Raw genomic sequence first — 16900 nt, 5'->3', positions numbered from 1 at the left:
TTATGCAACTGATGCGCCGAGCTGACGGGGATTTGCCGGCCAGTTTGTCGGATCGATGGAACAGCTGGCCGGCGATGCTTAAATACCTTGACCTTTTTCCATGTGGGAATGTTAGTATTTTCCCACCGCTGTTTCCGTTAGCAGGCCGCCATGGTCCATTCGATCCGTTCGCTGTCGGCGAATATCGCCGATTTATTGCTGGACGTAGTTTTCCTGGTGGACCGGCGCGGCATCATCGTGGACGTCAGCGCCGGGTGCGAACGCATGCTCGGCTACCGTCCCACCGAGTTGATCGGTCAATACATGCTCGATTTCGTCGTCCCCGAGGACCGCGCCATCACGTGCATGGAAAGCGCGCGCGTGCAGGCGGGACAGGAACGCGTCGGCTTCGAGAACCGCTACCTGCACAAGGATGGACGCCGCGTCGACGTGATGTGGTCGGCGCGCTTCATCGCGGACCACGGCCTGCGCCTGGGCGTCGGGCGCGACATCACCGCCCGCAAGCGCGCCGAGCGGCGCCAGGCGGCGACGTACGCGATTTCCGAAGCGGCCTACCACGCGGGCGACCTGGCCGGACTCTGCGGCGAGATCCACGCCATCCTCGACCACCTGGTGGGTGCGCCCGGGATGGTGGTCGTCAGCGATCCGACCCCGCAGCATGGTTTCAAGGTCGTCTACCAGTGCGACCACGATCCGAAGATGCGCCTGCCGTCGCGCGCGTGCCTGGCACGCTGGCGCGCGGCCGCGACGACGCCGGACAGCATCGCGCCGGACGCCGTCCGCCACGTCGGCGCAGGCGGCCTGAACACGTGGCTCATGATCGAACTGGGCGGCCCGGCCGGCACGATCGGCGCGCTGCTGCTGCGCGACCGCACCGGCACCGGATACTCCCCCGCCGACCGCGGCCTGCTGCGCTTCGTCGCGGCCCAGGTCGGCCTGGCGCTGGAACGCAAGCGCCTGCATGACGACCTGATGCGGTCGGCCTGCCTCGACGAACTGACGGGCTTGCCGAACCGCCGGCTGTTCTTCGACCGCATCCGCACGGCCATCGCGCGGGCGCGGCGCTGCCAATCGCGGCTCGGTCTGCTTTACGTGGACGTGAACGATTTCAAGGAGGTCAACGACCGCTATGGTCATGCGGCCGGCGACGCGCTGCTGCGGGAAGTCGCCGCGCGGCTGGTGGAATGCGCGCGCGAATCGGACACGGTGGCGCGCCTGGGCGGCGACGAATTCGTGCTGCTGCTGGAAGACCTGCAGGCGCCCGAGGACGCGGAACACTGCGCCGACAAGATCCGCGCCGCGCTCGTGCGGCCCGTACCGACGCAATGCGCGCCGCTGCACATCGGCGTCAGCATCGGCATCGGCCTGTTCCCCGATCACGCGGACCAGGTCGAGACCTTGCTCATGCATGCGGACGCGCACATGTACACGCGCAAGCGCGCCCACAAGTGCGGAGAAAGCTAGCTCAGCGGGCAGGCTTGACCTGCGTGTCGAGCTTCGCCGCGATGGTGGCGTGATCCGCACGGCGCGCGATCTCGGCCGCCGTGAGACCTTCGCCATTCCTCAGTGTCGCATCGGCGCCCTGGCCGCGCAGGAACACGGCCGTGTCCTCGTGGCCTTCGCGCGCCGCCATCATCAGCGGCGTGAACTTGCCGCTCGCCGGCGGCGACTGCGCATCGATGCGGGCGCCGTGCGCGAGCAGCAGGCGCGCGATGTCGTTATCGCCGCTCGCGGCCGCGTAGTGCAGCGGCGTCCAGCCCGAGCGGTTGACCGCGGCGCCTTTTGCGATCAGCGCCTCGGCGGCCGGCTTGTTGTGCTTGTACGCGGCCATCATCAGCGCCGTGTTGCCGTTCAGCGCAGGCGCATCGACGTTCGTACCCGGGTGGCGCAGCAGCGCGTCGAACACCTGCATCGCGCCTTCGCGCACGGCCAGCACGAGAGGCGGTTCGCCGCCGACGGGATTGGCCCGGTTCGGGTCGACCTTGCCCAGCAGCGCACGCACCGTCCGCGCATCGTCCATCTGCACGGCACGGAAGAAGTCGCTCGTCTGGTCGGCCATCGCCATGGCGGGTGCCGCCAGCGCGGCGGCGAGCACGATCGATCGAAGAAGGGTCACGGTCAGGTCCTCGCGGTCTTGAACAGGTTGAAGAAATTTTCGGTGGTGCGGTCGGCGATCTCGCGCAGCGGCACGTCCTTCAACGTGGCGAGATATTCCGCCACGTGGGCCACATAGCCCGGCTCGTTCATCTTGCCGCGGAACGGCACGGGGGCGAGGTAAGGCGAATCCGTCTCGATGAGGATGCGGTCCAGCGGCAGCGCCCGCGCCACCGCCTGCAGGTCCTTCGCACTCTTGAACGTCACGATGCCGGAGAACGAGATATAAAAACCCATCTCGATGGCGGCGAGGGCCACGTCGAGCGACTCCGTGAAGCAGTGCATCACGCCCGCGACGCCGCCCTGGTCCGTGCCCGCACCTTCTTCGCGCATGATGCGGATCGTGTCTTCACTGGCCGAGCGCGTGTGGATGATCAGCGGCTTGCCGGTCTCGCGCGACGCGCGGATGTGCGTGCGGAAACGCTCGCGCTGCCATTCGAGGTCGCCTTCCAGCCGGTAATAATCGAGACCGGTTTCACCGATCGCGATGACCTTCGGGTGATCGGCCAGTTCGACGAGCTGGGCGACGGTGGGCTCGGGCGTGTCCTCGTAATCGGGGTGCACGCCGACGGAAGCATAAATGTGCGGATATTGCTCGGCCAGCGCGAGCACGCTGGGAAACTCCGGCAGGTCGACGGAGACGCACAGCGCGTGCGAGACCTTGTTCTCGGCCATTTTGGCCAGGATGTCCGGCATCCGGGCGGCCAGTTCCGGGAAATTGATGTGGCAGTGGGAATCGATATACATCCCGATATTGTACGCGAGGTGCAAAAGCACCGCCTGCGTTCGCGCCGTCGTTCCCGCGCAGGCGGGAACCCAATTCCGTCGCGTCTACGTGACGCAAAACTTGGGCCCCTGCCGAGGGGGACGCCTAGTCCAGGGGCGACGGTTTTGCGGTCTCAGGCCACCCGCTTACCGAGGATGATCAGGTCCCGCTCGATCCCATCCAGATTCGCCACCCGCGGAAAATGCGCCCACGTATCGAACCCGTACTTGCGGAACAGGGCCAGGCTCGGCACATTGTGGCCAAAGATGAAGCCCAGCAAGGTATGCACGTTCACGTTCGGCGCGAACGCCATCGCCTGTTCCAGGCAGTAACGCCCGACACCCTTGCCGCGCCATGCCTCCGCGATATAGATCGACAGCTCGGCCGTGCCGGAATATGCCGGACGGCCATAGAAATTCGAGTAAGAGCACCAGCCGATCACGGCGGGGTCGTCCGACGTATCGGCCGCGTCGTGGATCACCCACAGCGGACGGCGTTCCGGCGTGTGGTCGTTGAACCAGCCTTCGCGCGACTGCACGGTGACGGGTTCGGTGTCGGCCGTGACGTCGCGCGAGGCGATGGTGGAATTGTAGATGTCGACGATGACGGGAAGATCTTCTCGACGAGCGAGGCGGTGTACGTAGGACGGCATGGTGAAACCAGGAAGTTACAGGGTATGGGTGGCGCGCGCCGAACGCAGCGCGGCGCCGAGGATTTCTTCGATGCGCAGGCGGGCGCGCTGTCCGGTTTCGTCGGCCGGGAAGTGCACGCCGATGCCTTGCGCCTTGTTGTTGTTCGCGCCGGCCGGCGTGATCCACGCGACCTTGCCGGCGATCGGGTATTTGTTCGGGTCGTCCATCAGCGACAGGATCAGGTAGATCTCGTCGCCGATCTTGTATGGCTTGTTGGTCGGCACGAACATGCCGCCATTCTTCAGGAACGGCATATAGGCCGCGTACAGGGCGGCCTTTTCCTTGATGGCGAGCGACAGTACGGACGGCCGCGCCGGCTGGGGCGCGTTCGGATCGGCGGGCAGGCCACTGATCGGACCGTTCGGCGATACGCTCATCATCTTCCTTTCATCACACACCGCAGCGGGCGGTGTAATCGAGCAACATGTCTTCGACAAACAGCTTCGGCGACAAGGGGTGATCGGCCACGGCGCGGCGCTCGTTCGTGGACTTGATTGCCTGCATCAACTGAGCCACGGGCACCCGTCCGGCCAGCGCCGCGAGTTCCCGCTGATATCTCGGATAATACCGGATCACTCCGGACAGCTTGTACGAGAACACGTCATACAGCCACCGCTGCTGCCACGCGACGAGGGATGCGAGCGGCGCCTTGCTCAATTTGTCGGCGCTGCGCAACGCGGCATCGACGCTCGGTTGCGCGAGCACTTGCAGCAGGCCGTCGAGCTCTTCGCGGCTGCCCGTCTCCGCCTGTGCCAGCGCCGCGAGCGGCGCGCCGCCCTGCTCGCGCAGCCAGCCGTCCGCATCGGTGACGCCCTGCGCTGCGAGCCACGCCAGCGCCTGGGCATGATCCGGCATCGGCAAGGCGAATTTGCGGCAGCGCGACAGGATCGTCGGCAGCAGCCGGTCCAGCCCGTTCGATGCCAGCAGGAACACGGTGCCCGGCGGCGGTTCCTCGAGCGTCTTCAGCAGCGCATTCGACGCGGGCATGTTCAGCGCCTCGGCCGGGTACAGCACGACGACGCGCAGGCCCTGGCGGTGCGTCGAGATGTTCATGAAATCGGCCAGCGCACGCACCTGCTCGATCTTGATTTCTTTCGACGCCGTCTTCGACTTGGCCTTTTTCTCTTCGGCCGGCGCCTCGTCGCCCTCCGCGGAGGGCGCTTCGTCTTCCATCGCTTCGGGCCGCACGCGGCGGTAGTCGGGGTGATTGCCCTGGACAAACCAGCCGCACGACGCGCACGCCCCGCATGCGTGCCCGTCCGGCCTCCCGTTTTCGCACAGCAGCGCCTGGGCGAACGCTTCGATGAAATCGGCCTTGCCGATTCCGGCCGGGCCGTAAAACAGGATCGCATGCGGCAGCCGCACGCGCATCGCCTGCAGCCGGGTCCACGCGTCTTCTTGCCAGGGGTACATGCTCACAGCCAGGTCTCCAGCGCGGCCTGCAGCGCGCCGCGCACTTCGGCTATCGTCTTCGTCGAATCGATGACGACGATGCGGCCGCCGGATTCCGCCGCGCGGCGCAGGTATTCGGCGCGCACACGCGCGAAGAAATCGGCCTGCTCCATCTCGAACTTGTCGAGCGTGCGCGAGGCGGACAGGCGGGCCTTGGCGACGTCCAGCGGGACGTCGAACAGCAGGGTCAGGTCGGGCTGCAGGTGCGGATGCACCCACTGCTCCAGCGCCTCCAGCCTGGCGCGATCGAGACCGCGCCCGCCGCCCTGGTAGGCGAAGCTGGCATCCGTGAAGCGGTCGGACAGCACCCAGTCGCCGCGCGCGATCGCCGGTTCGACGACTTGCGCGACGTGCTCGCGCCGGCTGGCGAACATGATGAGCGCTTCCGTCTCGAGGTGCATTTTTTCGTGCAGCACGAGGTCGCGCAGCTTTTCGCCGAGCGGCGTGCCGCCCGGCTCGCGCGTCGAGACGACCCGCTTGCCCGCGCCTTTCAGCAGCGAGGTGACGTAGCCGATGTGCGTCGACTTGCCGGCGCCGTCGATGCCTTCGAAGGTGATGAAACGCCCGCGGGTGGCATCGGTTTGATTCATGGCATTCATTCGTAATTACTGCGACTGGTTGCGCTGGTACTGGTTCACGGCCTTGTTGTGCTCATTCAGGTTGACCGAGAAGTGGCTCGTGCCATCGCCGCGCGACACGAAATACAGGGCTTCGGTCTTCGCGGGCGCCGTCGCGGCGGCCAGCGATTGCACGCCCGGCAGCGCGATCGGCGTCGGCGGCAGGCCGGGGCGCGTATAGGTATTGTACGGGGTGTCCGTCTCGAGGTCCTTTTTGCGGATCTTGCCGTCGTATTTCTCGCCCATGCCGTAGATGACGGTTGGGTCGGTCTGCAGCAGCATGCCCGCTTTCAGGCGGTTGACGAAGACGCCCGCGATCATCGCGCGCTCGCTCTTCTGGCCCGTTTCCTTTTCCACCAGCGACGCCATGATCAGCGCCTGGTACGGCTCCGTGTACGGCAGGCCCGGGTCGCGTTTCTCCCACGCGGCCTTCAGGCGCTTCATCATCATCTCGTGCGCCTGCTTGTAGATCGACAGGTCGCTCGCGTTCTTCGCGAACAGATACGTATCGGGGAAGAACAGGCCCTCCGGCGCCTTGTAGTCCGGGGCGATCTTCGCCAGCAATTCCTGGTCGGACAGTTTCGCCGTCTCGTGCTTCAGGTTCGGGGCCGCGTCGATGGCTTGCCGCATCTGGCGGAACGTCCAGCCTTCGATGATCGTCAGCGATTCCTGCGCGAACTCACCGCGCACGAGCTGGGTGAGGAGACGGCGCGGCGACGTATCCGGCTTCAGCTCGTAGCTGCCGGCCTTGATCTTGCCCGCCTTGCCCGTGATCCGCGCCAGCACGCCGAACAGGAACGGGTTGACGGGCACGCCGGCCGTCGCCATCTGCTGCGCGGCGCCAGCCACGTGGCTGCCCTGCGCGATGGCGAACGGGATGACGGCCGCGTTGCCCGGCGTGATTGGCTGCCTGCTCCACCACTGGAAGCCGGCGCCGGCACCGACGGCCACGATGACGCCTGTGACGATGAGTTTTTTTATGAATGCCATGCTGGATCTGGTTTTTCGCCGTCGTCGGCGCAATTTTGAAGGCGAACTTATAATGAGGCCGTAATCATAAAGCCGATACAGCCAAACCGGAAATAAATCGTGTCATGAATCATTGGATCGAACACCTCGCCACCCTGGGCGCCCGCTTTCACCCCGATAGCCCGACGCAGGTCGAGGACTTCGGCCGCGCACTCGCCACCGCCGACCTCGAACAGGGCTTCGTCGCCCCCGTCACCGACCTCGGGCTGATCGGGATTGCCGGCGAAGACGCCGCCAGCTTCCTCCACAACCAGTTGACCAACGACGTCGAGCACCTCGGCCCATCCGAAGCGCGCCTCGCCGGCTATTGCACGCCGAAGGGGCGCCTCCAGGGGACGTTCCTGATGTGGCGCGATGCCGAGAACATTTATTTGCAGCTGCCGCGCGCCATCCAGGCGCCGCTGCAGAAGCGCCTGACGATGTTCGTGCTGCGCGCGAAAGCGAAGCTGCGCGACGCCAGCGACGAACCGCGGCATGCCGCCGTCCTCGGCCTGGGCGGCGCGGCCGCGGCCGACGCGCTCCGTGCCCGTGCCGGCACCCTGCCCGAGGCACCGTACGCGAAAGTGGACGGCGAGGCCGGCACCATGATCCGCCTGACGGACGCATTCGGCCAGCCGCGCTACCTGTGGCTGACGACCCCCGACAGCGCGATCGCCGCGCTGGCCGCATGGAAGGACACGCTCGCGCTGGGCGGCAACGCGGCCTGGCAACTGGCGGCCATCCACGCCGGCGTGCCGCAGATCGGCGCCGGCACGCAGGAACAGTTCGTGCCGCAGATGGTCAACTACGAACTGCTCGGCGGCGTCAATTTCAAGAAGGGCTGCTATCCGGGCCAGGAAATCGTCGCCCGCAGCCAGTATCTCGGCAAGCTGAAACGCCGCATGGCGCTGGCCACGCTCGCCAATGCGGCCGCGCGTCCGGGCGACGAAGTGTATTCCGTCGCCGACCCGGACCAGCCGTCCGGCATGATCGTCAACGCGGCGCCGAACGGCGCCGGCGGGGCCGATGTCCTCGTCGAGATCAAGCTCGCGGCGCTGGACGGCGAGGTGCGCCACGGCTCCGCCGGCGGCACGAAGCTGGATTTCCTGCCGCTGCCGTACGCCCTCGACGCACTCGACGTTTGACGCACATGATCGACCTGTACGTCTATTACAAGGTGCGCGACGTCGACGCCGCCGCGCTCGCGCCGCGCGTGCGCGCGCTGCAGGCTGGCGTCGGCGTGCCGGCGCAGCTGAAACGCCGGCCCGAGGTGCGCGACGGCCTGCAGACCTGGATGGAAGTCTACCCCGGCGTGGACGACGCCTTTCCCGCGCGGCTCGACGCCGCGGCCCGCAGCGCCGGATTCGAAGGCCTCATCGAAGGTCCCCGCCGCGCCGAAATTTTTACGGATCTTCCAACATGTGCCTGATCGTCTTTGCCTGGCGCGTGATCCCCGGCCTGCCGCTGGTCGCCTGCGCCAACCGCGACGAATACTATGATCGTCCCGCCACTCCGGCCGGTCCGTGGCCGGACGCCCCGAACATCATCGCGGGCCGCGACCTGCGCGGCGGCGGCAGCTGGATGGGCGTGACGAAGGACGGCCCGCGCGGCCCGAAATTCGCCGCCCTCACGAACGTCCGTTCTCCCAGCGACTCGCGCACGGATGCGCCCACGCGCGGCGCCCTCGTCGCCGATTTTCTCAAGGGCGACGAGGATGCGCCGGCCTACCTCGCCCGTATCGCGCCGGATGCGGACGCCTACAACGGCTTCAACCTGATCCTGGGCGACCGCGACGGCATGGTCTGGTTCTCGAACCACGCGGGCGACGACCCGCGCAACGGCAAGCCGCTTGAGCCGGGCATCTACGGCGTGTCGAACGGCCTGCTGGATGCGCCGTGGCCCAAGGTCGTGCGCACGAAAGCGACGTTCGCCAGCCTGCTGCTGCAGGGCGCGCCGGAAGAAGCGTATTTCGAGATGCTCGCCGACACGACGCGCGCGCCTGACATGCGCCTCCCGCACACCGGCGTGCCGCTCGACCTGGAACGGCAGCTGTCCGCCGTCTGCATCGAGATTCCCGGTTACGGCACCCGCACGTCGACCGTCGTCAAGATGTACGACGGTGCCGAACCGGAGCTGCACGAACGCATCCTGAAACCTTGCGACCAGGCTGCCACCTGACTGGATTGCTCCTCGGATGGGGGCTGGAATTTCCGCAGCGCACTGCCAACATTGTTGCTCTACAGTAATGAAAAGGAGCAGAGCATGCGCAAGGCAATCAAGGCGGAATTCGCGTACATCGCGGCGAACGTGCCGCCCTACTTTCCCTCGCCCTGAACCGCGGCCTTCAGCATGGCCGTGAACTGCGGCGTCGCCGCGTAGGCATCGGCCGGCGGCTGGCCGTGCACGATGGCGTCCATGCGCTGGGCCACGCCCTGCAGCGCCTGCGGATGCGTGAAGATATAGAAATCGCCCCGGCGGATCCCGTCGAACGTGATGCGGGCCACGTCCGCCGCGGTCATCTTGCCCGACGCGACGGCCTGTTCCAGCAGCGCCTGGCCCGCCTGCTGGCTGGGCGTCGGTGGACCGTCGTGACGGAGTTCGCCGGGACGGTGCCGCACCGAGTGCGCGATCGCCGTCGGCACGAAATACGGGCACAGCACCGACGCATTGATTGCCGCATCGACGAGGCGCAGGTCGTGGTACAACGTCTCCGACAGCGCGACGACGGCGTGCTTCGACACGTTGTACGGGCCCATCACGGGTGGCACCAGCAGGCCCGCCATCGACGCCGTGTTCACGATATGGCCTTCGTAGCCGGGGTCGCGGCGCGCGGCGTCGAGCATCAGCGGCGTGAACACGCGCACGCCGTGGATCACGCCCCACAGGTTCACGCCCAGCACCCATTCCCAGTCGGCTTCCGTGTGTTCCCAGATCAGGCCCGCCGTGCCGACGCCGGCATTGTTGAACAACAGGTGCACGCCGCCGTAGCGGATCATCGCCGCATCCGCCAGCTCTTCGACGTGCGCGGCCTTGCGCACGTCGCACACCATCGCCAGCACGTCGGCGCCGCCGGCCTGCAGCGCGTCGGTCGCCTGTTCCAGTGCATGCGCATCGACGTCGGCCAGGACCAGCTTCATGCCCAGCCGGGCCGCCTCGTTGGCGAACTCGCGTCCGAGTCCGCTGCCGGCGCCCGTGATGACGGCCACCCGTCCCGCAAAGTCCTCCATGGGGCCCTCCCCGTCGTTGTTACTTCACACGTCAGACTTCATAGTCCATGCACTGGCGCCCCTCGCGGATCGCGCCGATGAACGGCACGACCGCCTGGTGCACCGGGTGCTTGATGTAGGCGTCGAGCGCGGCCTTGTCCTCGAACTCGGAATACAGCACGACGTCGTAGGTGGCTTCCAGGCCGGGCTGGGCGATGACGACTTCGAACGTGATCTGCCCCGGGACGATGGCGGCGCATTCGTCCAGGCGGCGCTTCATTTCGATGGCGTTGGCGGCGCGGTCGGCGCCTTCGGCGTGGTCTTTCAGTTTCCACATGACGATGTGCTTGAGCATGGATTTCCTTTGTAGCGTTCGATTTTGGGCTGTCGCGACGTCCCGTTCCAATGGATGCCGCGCCCTTATTATAAGAGCGATAAGGCGCTCCCGCCCTCGCCCGTTGGTGGCGGGGTTGGGTTGGTGGCGGGGCCGCACGTCGGTTAGTTGCATAATTTTGGAACGGTCCTCTTCGTCGCCTGGGTGGCCGCTGCACTTACGCAAGCGATGTCCGCGTGCCGGGCCAGATGACCGCCTGTGCCACGATGACGGATTCGCCGTTGAAGGTGGCGGCGGGCGAGCCGTACAGCAGATAGCCCTGCTCGAGGGCCGCGCTCACGCGGCGGCAAAACGACGCGTCGTCCGGGCCGGTGAGGATACGGTAGGCTGGAAGACCTTCGGGTGGATGGTCGGACATGGTGCTCCCCTGGCGTGTGCGTGGTTGTAAGGATCGTCGAGTATATTGCCGAAACTACAGTCTTGCTGGCCACAGTAGCCGGCGCCCGCGCCGCAAGTCGGTTAGTTGCAGTATGATGAGGCCATGAGCCCTTCACCTTCCCTCGCCGACTGGGACAAGCGTCCCGTCGAGGCCTTCGCCGCCTTCGTCGTCACGCCGGAGTTCGTCCTCACGTCCAGCCGCCAGCGTGACGTGCCGCTGCCTGTGTCGAAGGAATCCGCCGCGATCTACCGATTCATGTTCGGCAAGTTCGCCACGTGGATGCTCGAACACGGCCTCAGGATGTCGTCCGTGAACGCGGCCGACCTGCGCCGCTTCATCGAGCTGGCCAAGGACGGCCGGCGCGACCTCAACAGCAAGATCGCCTACCGCTACCTGCGCCTGCTGGAGCGCTGCTTCGACTACCTGGAACGCGCGCCGAACCCGGCCCGCCAGGCCATCATCGCGACGGACCGCGCCCACCTCGCCGAGGACGCCCCGATGACGGCGCTGAGCGCGGACGACCTGCAGCGCTTCCTGGCCGCCCTCCCCGCCGGCCGTACGGAAGACATGGCGGGCCACGCCGGCTGGAAGCGCCGGCGCGACCGCGCGATGCAGATCGTGATGGCGCTCGCCGGCCTGCGCGTGGCGGAAGCCATCGGCCTGCTGCTGGATGAAGTGGGCCGCCAGCCCGACATCGACGGCGCCATCACGCTCGACATCACCCCGGAAGCGAAGCACCGCACGAGCTACGAGCACACGACGACCCTGCCGCGGGCCGGCGTCGCCGAACTGACGGCATGGCTGAAGGAACGGGCGGAGCTCGAGATTCCGGGAGACCTGGTCTTCCCCGCGAACCTGGAAGGCGAGCCGCTGCACAAGGCGACCGTCTACCGGCAGACGCGCGCGACATTCGAGCGGGCCGGCATTGGCGTGTCCCGCGCGGGCGGGCGCACCCTGCGCAACAGCTTCGCCGTCCAGCAGCTCGAACAGGGCATGTCGCGCAGCGAGCTGACGACGGCGCTGGGCCTCGCGCTGGAGCGGTCGACGGAAGCGTACAAGTATGCGCGGCTGCATGAGGCGCCGGGCGACGCCTCGCCGGCCGACGCTGCGCCGGATGATCCCGAAGACCCCGGCCCAACTGTAAGCCCCGCGTAAGTTTCCAGCAAGCGTGCCGTAAGCTTCCCGGCGCACAGTCAGCAGGCTGCCCGCGCCATCGGGCGGCGCACACAATAAACACGACTGGAGACCACAATGGCAATCAACCCCGGCATGGCCGCGGGCGGCAAATCCATGCCGTCCGGCGTTGGGCTCACGAAGGAAGAGCGCAAGGTCATCTTCGCCTCCTCGCTCGGCACCGTCTTCGAATGGTACGACTTTTACCTGTATGGTTCGCTGGCGACCGTGATCGCCAAGCAGTTCTTCATCGGCGATCCGACCACCTCGTTCATCTTCGCGCTGCTCGCCTTCGCGGCCGGCTTCATCGTGCGGCCGTTCGGCGCGCTCGTGTTCGGCCGCCTCGGCGACATGATCGGCCGTAAGTACACGTTCCTCGTCACGATCATGATCATGGGCGGCTCCACGTTCATCGTCGGCCTGCTGCCAGGCTATGCGTCGATCGGCATCGTGGCGCCCATCGTCCTCGTCACGCTGCGGATCCTGCAAGGCCTCGCGCTGGGCGGCGAATACGGCGGCGCCGCCACGTACGTCGCCGAACACGCGCCCGACGGACGCCGGGGCTTCTTCACGTCGTGGATCCAGACGACGGCCACGCTCGGCCTGTTCCTGTCGCTGCTCGTGATCACCGGCGTGCGTGCCGGCATGGATACCGCCGCGTTCGACGCGTGGGGCTGGCGCATCCCGTTCCTCGTCTCCGTGCTGCTGCTCGCCGTCTCGGTGTGGATCCGCATGTCGATGAGCGAGTCGCCCGCGTTCGCGCGCATGAAGGCCGAAGGCCGCACGTCGAAGGCGCCGCTGAGCGAAGCCTTCCTGACCTGGAAGAACGGCAAGATCGCGCTGCTCGCGCTGCTGGGTGTCGTGATGGGCCAGGCCGTCGTCTGGTACACGGGCCAGTTCTACGCGCTGTTCTTCCTCACCAAGACGCTGAAGATCGACGACGCGACGGCCAACATCCTGATCGCGATCGCGCTCGCGCTGGCGACGCCGTTCTTCATCTTTTTCGGCTCGCTGTCCGACCGCATCGGCCGCAAGACGATCATCATGGCCGGCTGCCTGATCGCCGCGCTGACGTACTTCCCGATCTTCAAGGGCCTCACGCACTACGGCAACCCGGCGCTGGAGACGGCGCTGAACAACTCGCCCGTCGTCGTCGTGGCCGATCCGGCGTCCTGCCACTTCCAGTTCAACGCCACGGGCACGAAGAAATTCCCGTCGTCGTGCGACATCGCCACCGCGCAGCTGACGGCGGCTTCGGTCAGCTACACGCGCCAGGATGCGCCGGCGGGCACCATCGCCAGCGTCAAGGTCGGCGACAAGGTCTACCCGTCGTTCAACGCGACGATGACCGCGGACGGCCTGAACTTCGACCCGGCCAGCAAGGACCGCGAAGCGGCGCTGAAGAAGGACCTGGGCGCCGCCATCAAGGCCGCCGGCTATCCCGCGAAGGCCGACCCCACGCAGATCAACAAGCCGATGATCGTGCTGCTGCTGTTCGTGCTGGTCCTGTACGTGACGATGGTGTACGGCCCGGTGGCCGCAATGCTCGTCGAGATGTTCCCGACGCGCATCCGCTACACGTCGATGTCGCTGCCCTACCATATCGGCAACGGCTGGTTCGGCGGCCTGCTGCCGACCACCGCCTTCGCCCTCGTCGCGGCCAACGGCAACATCTATTACGGCCTGTGGTATCCGATCGTGATCGCGGTCGCGACCGTCGTCATCGGCACCTTGTTCGTGCGCGAGACGAAGGACAACAACATCTACGCAGCCGATTGAGCAAGAACCGGGGTCAGAGCCCGGTTTTTGGAAATGTCCCGTTGTCACATGCTTGGCAGGCGGTCGAGATAGCGCTACCATCGTCACACACAACGATAACGATGGAGACCTTCATGCTCAAGCTGCCGCGCCTTGCCGCCGCCGTCACGCTCACCCTCGTCGCGCACGCCGCGTTCGCCGACGATCCCGCCCCCAACCCGCCGCCGGCCACGTCGCAGTTCAAGGAGATTTCCGCGCACGACCAGGTCCGGCAACTGGGCCGCGGCGTCAACGTCATCGGCTACGATCCGTTCTGGCAGGACGGCGCCAGGGGCAATTACAAGGAGGAGCACTTCGCGCAGATCAAGGCGGCCGGGTTCTCGACCGTGCGCGTCGTGCTGTTCGCGTTCCGCGCCCTCGACGCGCGGAACCGCCTCGATCCGAAATGGCTGAACCGCCTCGACTGGGTCGTCGCGACGGCCACGAAGCATGGCCTCAACGTGATCGTCGACGAACACGATTTCGACGACTGCTCGAAGGATGTCGCCGCCTGCATGCCGAAGCTGAAGGCCGTCTGGAGCCAGCTGGCGGAGCGCTACCGCAACGAGCCGAACACGGTCGTCTTCGAACTGCTCAACGAGCCGCACGGCCAGTTCGACGCGGCCACGTGGAACGCCAGCTTCCCGCAGGTGCTGGCCATCATGCGCAAGACGAACCCCACACGCAACGTCATCATCGGCGGCGTGCGCTGGAACAGCCGCGACACGCTGAAGGACCTGGCGCTGCCGGCCGCCGACAAACACCTCATCGCCACGTTCCACTACTACGACCCGTTCCCGTTCACGCACCAGGGCGCGTCGTGGGCCGATGAGCCGATCCGCTCGACGACGGGCATCCGCTTCGGCAAGCCGGCCGAGATCGCGCAGATCGACAAGGATTTCGCGGCCGTGAAAGCATGGAGCGAGGCGAGCGGCCGTCCCGTCTTCCTCGGCGAATTCGGCGCCTACGACAAGGCCGCGATGGACGACCGCGTGCTGTGGACGTCGACCGTCGCGCGCACGGCCGAGAAATATGGCTTCGCGTGGGGCTACTGGCAGTTCTCCAGCGACTTCGTGCTGTACGACTTCAAGAAGAACGCGTTCGTGAAGCCGATCCTGAAGGCGCTGGTGCCGGAGACGCGCTAGCCGCGCAGTGGGCGGCCTCAGAAGCGCTTCGTGCAATGCCTGCGCACGCGTTTCCGGCCGCCCACGTACGTCGTGTCGATGTGCTCGTAACACGAGAACGCGCCGGTTTCCCTGTCGTACAGCGGCCGCACGCTGTATTCGCTCGTCTTGACGAGCCGTCCCTTGCGCCAGCAATAGCGCTCGCCGCCGACATCCTCCGCCCCGCCTTTCCAGTCGCCCGTCACGCAATTCGGATCGCGGCCGTCGACGCCGATGTTGCCGATCGCGGACAGCGCCTTGTCGAACACGAAGCGTCCGCGCACGCGATCGTAGAGGTACACGGTGCTGCTGGTATTGCCGATGGGTGCGACGTCGCTCGTCACGACGAGGTCCGGGCAGCCGTCGTTGTTCAGGTCCTGCGCGAACAACCCGCCGTCGTCGCCGTAGTGGTTCGTCACGCCGTCGAGCACCTGCACGGTCCGTGCCGAGCGCGCATCGACGACGCGCACACTGCCCGCGGACGGCGCATCCGCATCCTTGGGCACCCAGCGGAACGCGACCTGCGCGCCGCAACCCCGACCCGCCGCCAGCGCTGCGACAGGAACCAGACAGACCAGCAAAAGAATCGCTTTTTTCAACCATGCCTCCATCGTGGATCGTTCACGCGGCCGGCGGCAGCCCGGCCATCGCGCCGCTCCCCCACGCCCGCATCCGGTTCGCCGCCCACGCCGTCAGGATCGCGCCCGTCAGCAGCACGAGCCGCGTGTCCACGAGCGTCAGCACGGCGCCCGCCGCCGCCATCAGGATGTTCGCGAGGCAGAACGTCGTCGACAGCAGCCCCATGACGGCGCCCTGCCCGTGGCCGCCGCCGAAGCGGTCCGCGGCCCACGCCTGCACGACCGCGTTGTAGAACGCATGCGGCAGCCCGAACGCCATGATGCCGATGAGACCCACCCACAGATGGCCCACGCCGAGCGAGCCGATGGCCAGCGCCACGCACGCGGCCAGCCACGCGGCGCGGCGCATCGGCTCCGTGCGGCTGGCGCGGCCGGCGAACAGGGCGGAACACGTCATCAGGCCGCACATGCCGACGTTGACGAGCGCGATCGCGCGCGTGTCGTAATGGCCCACCTCGACGAGCCACAGCGGATAGAACTCGTAGAACGCCGTCACGCCGCACGTGTACGCGAGCTGCACGCCGAACAGCGCGCGCAGGCCGTCGTGGCGCAGGAGGTTGAACGCGTGGCGTTCGCGCGCCACGCTCCACCACGACGGCCCGGCCGCGCGCGGCTTGCGTTCCAGAGCGACGCCGACGAGCGCCGCGCCCAGCAGCAACGCGCCCGCGGCGATGTAGAACGGCACCGTGAGGCCCCACGCGATCGTGAACCCGGCCAGCAGCGGCCCGACCAGCCAGCCCAGATGCAGCGCACCGTTCAGCCACGACAGCGCGTGGTTGCGCAGCGGGCCTTGCAGCCGGTCCGCGAGCATCGCGCGCACGATCGCGCTGTGACCCTCCAGCAGGCCCGTGCCGAAGCGGGCGACGAGGAACAGCGGATACGAGCGGCGCGCCAGCGCCCACGCCGTCAGCACGTGGCCGATGGCGGCGCCGACGGCCGTTACGAGCAGCAGCGGCCGGCGGCCATAGCGGTCCGACAGCGACCCGAGCACGGCGGTGCCCAGCAGCAGGCCGATCGGGTTGACCATCAGCGCCAGCGCGAACAGCAGCTTGGGCGGCAGGCCGAGGAAGTGCGTCAGGCTGTCCGGCGCGCCGTTCACGAACAACGGCGGCAGGATGGGATAAGGCAGCGACGCACCCGTCGTGGACAACAGTCCGAGCAGGCAGGCGGTCGCGATCAGGAGGGCGTTCTTCATGGTGCACAGCCTAGCACGGCGCGCACCCCGACCGCATCAGGGACATTACCCTGGCGTGGCCGCGGCGGCCGACCATCGCGCGAGTTCCTCGGCGAGCACAGCCGCCGGCACGCCGCCGCCCTGCATCCACAGTGCGAGCGCCGCGAACTGGCCTTCCGCGCACGCGAGCGCGCGCACGTCCGCGCGCGGCCCCACCACGCCGCGGGCACGCAACCGGGGCACGATGCGCGCCGCCGCGAGCGGCCCGCACATGCACCGGCATTCGC

The 16900-nt window shown here is 67.2% G+C and carries 20 protein-coding genes; 7 read left to right on the top strand and 13 right to left on the bottom strand.

Annotated features, from left to right (window positions below; translation table 11 throughout):
- Positions 1 to 150: 150 nt before the first annotated feature.
- Positions 151 to 1464, top strand: coding sequence for a diguanylate cyclase domain-containing protein (locus tag ACEN98_RS30710; protein ID WP_413388579.1), 1314 nt, complete (start codon positions 151 to 153; stop codon positions 1462 to 1464).
- Between the two features lies 1 nt (position 1465).
- Here the strand turns inward: ACEN98_RS30710 and ACEN98_RS30705 are convergent, their stop codons facing one another.
- From ACEN98_RS30705 to mltG, 7 genes are all read right to left on the bottom strand, one after another.
- The gene (locus ACEN98_RS30705) at positions 1466 to 2116 is read right to left on the bottom strand and encodes an ankyrin repeat domain-containing protein (protein WP_413388578.1); all 651 of its coding nucleotides are present in this window, start codon (positions 2114 to 2116) and stop codon (positions 1466 to 1468) included.
- 2 nt (positions 2117 to 2118) lie between these two features.
- Complete coding sequence (locus ACEN98_RS30700; RefSeq protein ID WP_413388577.1) at positions 2119 to 2901, bottom strand: TatD family hydrolase; 783 nt, start codon at positions 2899 to 2901, stop codon at positions 2119 to 2121.
- A gap of 152 nt (positions 2902 to 3053) precedes the next feature.
- A complete protein-coding gene (locus tag ACEN98_RS30695; RefSeq protein WP_413388576.1) occupies positions 3054 to 3572 on the bottom strand; it encodes an N-acetyltransferase family protein in 519 nt (172 codons plus the stop codon).
- Between the two features lie 15 nt (positions 3573 to 3587).
- Entirely contained in the window at positions 3588 to 3989 is a 402-nt protein-coding gene (locus ACEN98_RS30690; RefSeq protein WP_413343317.1) for a PilZ domain-containing protein, read from the bottom strand.
- 13 nt (positions 3990 to 4002) lie between these two features.
- The gene (locus tag ACEN98_RS30685) at positions 4003 to 5025 is read right to left on the bottom strand and encodes a DNA polymerase III subunit delta' (protein WP_413343315.1); all 1023 of its coding nucleotides are present in this window, start codon (positions 5023 to 5025) and stop codon (positions 4003 to 4005) included.
- Between the two features lie 2 nt (positions 5026 to 5027).
- Positions 5028 to 5663, bottom strand: coding sequence for a dTMP kinase (gene tmk / locus ACEN98_RS30680; protein ID WP_413343313.1), 636 nt, complete (start codon positions 5661 to 5663; stop codon positions 5028 to 5030).
- Positions 5664 to 5669: 6 nt separating this feature from the next.
- Positions 5670 to 6671, bottom strand: coding sequence for an endolytic transglycosylase MltG (mltG, locus tag ACEN98_RS30675; RefSeq protein ID WP_413388575.1), 1002 nt, complete (start codon positions 6669 to 6671; stop codon positions 5670 to 5672).
- 104 nt (positions 6672 to 6775) lie between these two features.
- On the opposite strand from mltG, the gene ACEN98_RS30670 reads away from it, so the two are divergent.
- The 3 genes from ACEN98_RS30670 to ACEN98_RS30660 are packed head-to-tail and all read left to right on the top strand — an operon-like array spanning position 6776 to position 8867.
- Positions 6776 to 7834: a YgfZ/GcvT domain-containing protein gene (locus ACEN98_RS30670; protein WP_413388574.1), complete on the top strand. Its 1059-nt coding sequence runs from the start codon at positions 6776 to 6778 to the stop codon at positions 7832 to 7834.
- A 5-nt stretch (positions 7835 to 7839) separates the two neighbouring features.
- Positions 7840 to 8118, top strand: a complete 279-nt coding sequence (locus ACEN98_RS30665; protein ID WP_413388573.1) for a DUF4936 family protein — start codon at positions 7840 to 7842, stop codon at positions 8116 to 8118.
- The gene (locus ACEN98_RS30660) at positions 8109 to 8867 is read left to right on the top strand and encodes an NRDE family protein (protein WP_413388572.1); all 759 of its coding nucleotides are present in this window, start codon (positions 8109 to 8111) and stop codon (positions 8865 to 8867) included. The genes ACEN98_RS30665 and ACEN98_RS30660 overlap by 10 nt, the downstream gene beginning before the upstream one ends.
- A 137-nt stretch (positions 8868 to 9004) precedes the next feature.
- On the opposite strand, the gene ACEN98_RS30655 is transcribed toward ACEN98_RS30660, so the two are convergent.
- The 3 genes from ACEN98_RS30655 to ACEN98_RS30645 form a co-directional block, all read right to left on the bottom strand.
- Positions 9005 to 9916 carry an SDR family oxidoreductase gene (locus tag ACEN98_RS30655; protein WP_413388571.1) on the bottom strand — a complete coding sequence of 304 codons (912 nt, stop codon included), beginning with the start codon at positions 9914 to 9916 and terminating at the stop codon, positions 9005 to 9007.
- A 31-nt stretch (positions 9917 to 9947) separates the two neighbouring features.
- A complete protein-coding gene (locus tag ACEN98_RS30650) occupies positions 9948 to 10250 on the bottom strand; it encodes a Dabb family protein (protein ID WP_413388570.1) in 303 nt (100 codons plus the stop codon).
- A gap of 196 nt (positions 10251 to 10446) precedes the next feature.
- Positions 10447 to 10647, bottom strand: coding sequence for a DUF1737 domain-containing protein (locus tag ACEN98_RS30645; RefSeq protein WP_413388569.1), 201 nt, complete (start codon positions 10645 to 10647; stop codon positions 10447 to 10449).
- A 123-nt stretch (positions 10648 to 10770) separates the two neighbouring features.
- On the opposite strand from ACEN98_RS30645, the gene ACEN98_RS30640 reads away from it, so the two are divergent.
- The 3 genes from ACEN98_RS30640 to ACEN98_RS30630 all read left to right on the top strand — a co-directional run bounded on the left by ACEN98_RS30640 (position 10771) and on the right by ACEN98_RS30630 (position 14783).
- Positions 10771 to 11823: a tyrosine-type recombinase/integrase gene (locus ACEN98_RS30640; RefSeq protein ID WP_413388568.1), complete on the top strand. Its 1053-nt coding sequence runs from the start codon at positions 10771 to 10773 to the stop codon at positions 11821 to 11823.
- Positions 11824 to 11919: 96 nt separating this feature from the next.
- Positions 11920 to 13620 carry an MFS transporter gene (locus ACEN98_RS30635; RefSeq protein WP_413388567.1) on the top strand — a complete coding sequence of 567 codons (1701 nt, stop codon included), beginning with the start codon at positions 11920 to 11922 and terminating at the stop codon, positions 13618 to 13620.
- Positions 13621 to 13733: 113 nt separating this feature from the next.
- The gene (locus tag ACEN98_RS30630; protein ID WP_413388566.1) at positions 13734 to 14783 is read left to right on the top strand and encodes a glycoside hydrolase family 5 protein; all 1050 of its coding nucleotides are present in this window, start codon (positions 13734 to 13736) and stop codon (positions 14781 to 14783) included.
- Between the two features lie 17 nt (positions 14784 to 14800).
- Here ACEN98_RS30630 and ACEN98_RS30625 read toward each other — a convergent pair whose 3' ends face one another.
- Genes ACEN98_RS30625 through ACEN98_RS30615 form a run of 3 tightly spaced genes read right to left on the bottom strand, consistent with a single transcriptional unit; the run spans position 14801 to position 16886 of the window.
- Positions 14801 to 15400, bottom strand: a complete 600-nt coding sequence (locus ACEN98_RS30625; protein ID WP_413388565.1) for an XAC2610-related protein — start codon at positions 15398 to 15400, stop codon at positions 14801 to 14803.
- A gap of 22 nt (positions 15401 to 15422) precedes the next feature.
- Complete coding sequence (locus ACEN98_RS30620; protein WP_413388564.1) at positions 15423 to 16634, bottom strand: MFS transporter; 1212 nt, start codon at positions 16632 to 16634, stop codon at positions 15423 to 15425.
- A 45-nt stretch (positions 16635 to 16679) separates the two neighbouring features.
- Positions 16680 to 16886, bottom strand: a complete 207-nt coding sequence (locus ACEN98_RS30615) for a hypothetical protein (RefSeq protein WP_413388562.1) — start codon at positions 16884 to 16886, stop codon at positions 16680 to 16682.
- Between the last annotated feature and the right edge of the window lie 14 nt (positions 16887 to 16900).

Source organism: Massilia sp. CT11-137 (assembly GCF_047302885.1).
Classification (GTDB): Bacteria; Pseudomonadota; Gammaproteobacteria; order Burkholderiales; family Burkholderiaceae_D; genus Telluria; species Telluria orientalis.
The sequence above is the reverse complement of the archived record's forward strand: the minus strand, read 5'-3'. Positions and strand labels throughout refer to the sequence as shown.

What these genes read in the sequence shown, in the direction of transcription:
- ACEN98_RS30615 (WP_413388562.1), bottom strand. Translation starts at nt 16,886, where the DNA reads ATGTGCGGGCCGCTCGCGGCGGCGCGCATCGTGCCCCGGTTGCGTGCC.
- tmk (WP_413343313.1), bottom strand. Translation starts at nt 5,663, where the DNA reads ATGAATGCCATGAATCAAACCGATGCCACCCGCGGGCGTTTCATCACC.
- ACEN98_RS30620 (WP_413388564.1), bottom strand. Translation starts at nt 16,634, where the DNA reads ATGAAGAACGCCCTCCTGATCGCGACCGCCTGCCTGCTCGGACTGTTG.
- mltG (WP_413388575.1), bottom strand. Translation starts at nt 6,671, where the DNA reads ATGGCATTCATAAAAAAACTCATCGTCACAGGCGTCATCGTGGCCGTC.
- ACEN98_RS30630 (WP_413388566.1), top strand. Translation starts at nt 13,734, where the DNA reads ATGCTCAAGCTGCCGCGCCTTGCCGCCGCCGTCACGCTCACCCTCGTC.
- ACEN98_RS30645 (WP_413388569.1), bottom strand. Translation starts at nt 10,647, where the DNA reads ATGTCCGACCATCCACCCGAAGGTCTTCCAGCCTACCGTATCCTCACC.
- ACEN98_RS30690 (WP_413343317.1), bottom strand. Translation starts at nt 3,989, where the DNA reads ATGAGCGTATCGCCGAACGGTCCGATCAGTGGCCTGCCCGCCGATCCG.
- ACEN98_RS30635 (WP_413388567.1), top strand. Translation starts at nt 11,920, where the DNA reads ATGGCAATCAACCCCGGCATGGCCGCGGGCGGCAAATCCATGCCGTCC.
- ACEN98_RS30640 (WP_413388568.1), top strand. Translation starts at nt 10,771, where the DNA reads ATGAGCCCTTCACCTTCCCTCGCCGACTGGGACAAGCGTCCCGTCGAG.
- ACEN98_RS30695 (WP_413388576.1), bottom strand. Translation starts at nt 3,572, where the DNA reads ATGCCGTCCTACGTACACCGCCTCGCTCGTCGAGAAGATCTTCCCGTC.
- ACEN98_RS30670 (WP_413388574.1), top strand. Translation starts at nt 6,776, where the DNA reads ATGAATCATTGGATCGAACACCTCGCCACCCTGGGCGCCCGCTTTCAC.
- ACEN98_RS30660 (WP_413388572.1), top strand. Translation starts at nt 8,109, where the DNA reads ATGTGCCTGATCGTCTTTGCCTGGCGCGTGATCCCCGGCCTGCCGCTG.
- ACEN98_RS30700 (WP_413388577.1), bottom strand. Translation starts at nt 2,901, where the DNA reads ATGTATATCGATTCCCACTGCCACATCAATTTCCCGGAACTGGCCGCC.
- ACEN98_RS30685 (WP_413343315.1), bottom strand. Translation starts at nt 5,025, where the DNA reads ATGTACCCCTGGCAAGAAGACGCGTGGACCCGGCTGCAGGCGATGCGC.
- ACEN98_RS30650 (WP_413388570.1), bottom strand. Translation starts at nt 10,250, where the DNA reads ATGCTCAAGCACATCGTCATGTGGAAACTGAAAGACCACGCCGAAGGC.
- ACEN98_RS30655 (WP_413388571.1), bottom strand. Translation starts at nt 9,916, where the DNA reads ATGGAGGACTTTGCGGGACGGGTGGCCGTCATCACGGGCGCCGGCAGC.
- ACEN98_RS30710 (WP_413388579.1), top strand. Translation starts at nt 151, where the DNA reads ATGGTCCATTCGATCCGTTCGCTGTCGGCGAATATCGCCGATTTATTG.
- ACEN98_RS30665 (WP_413388573.1), top strand. Translation starts at nt 7,840, where the DNA reads ATGATCGACCTGTACGTCTATTACAAGGTGCGCGACGTCGACGCCGCC.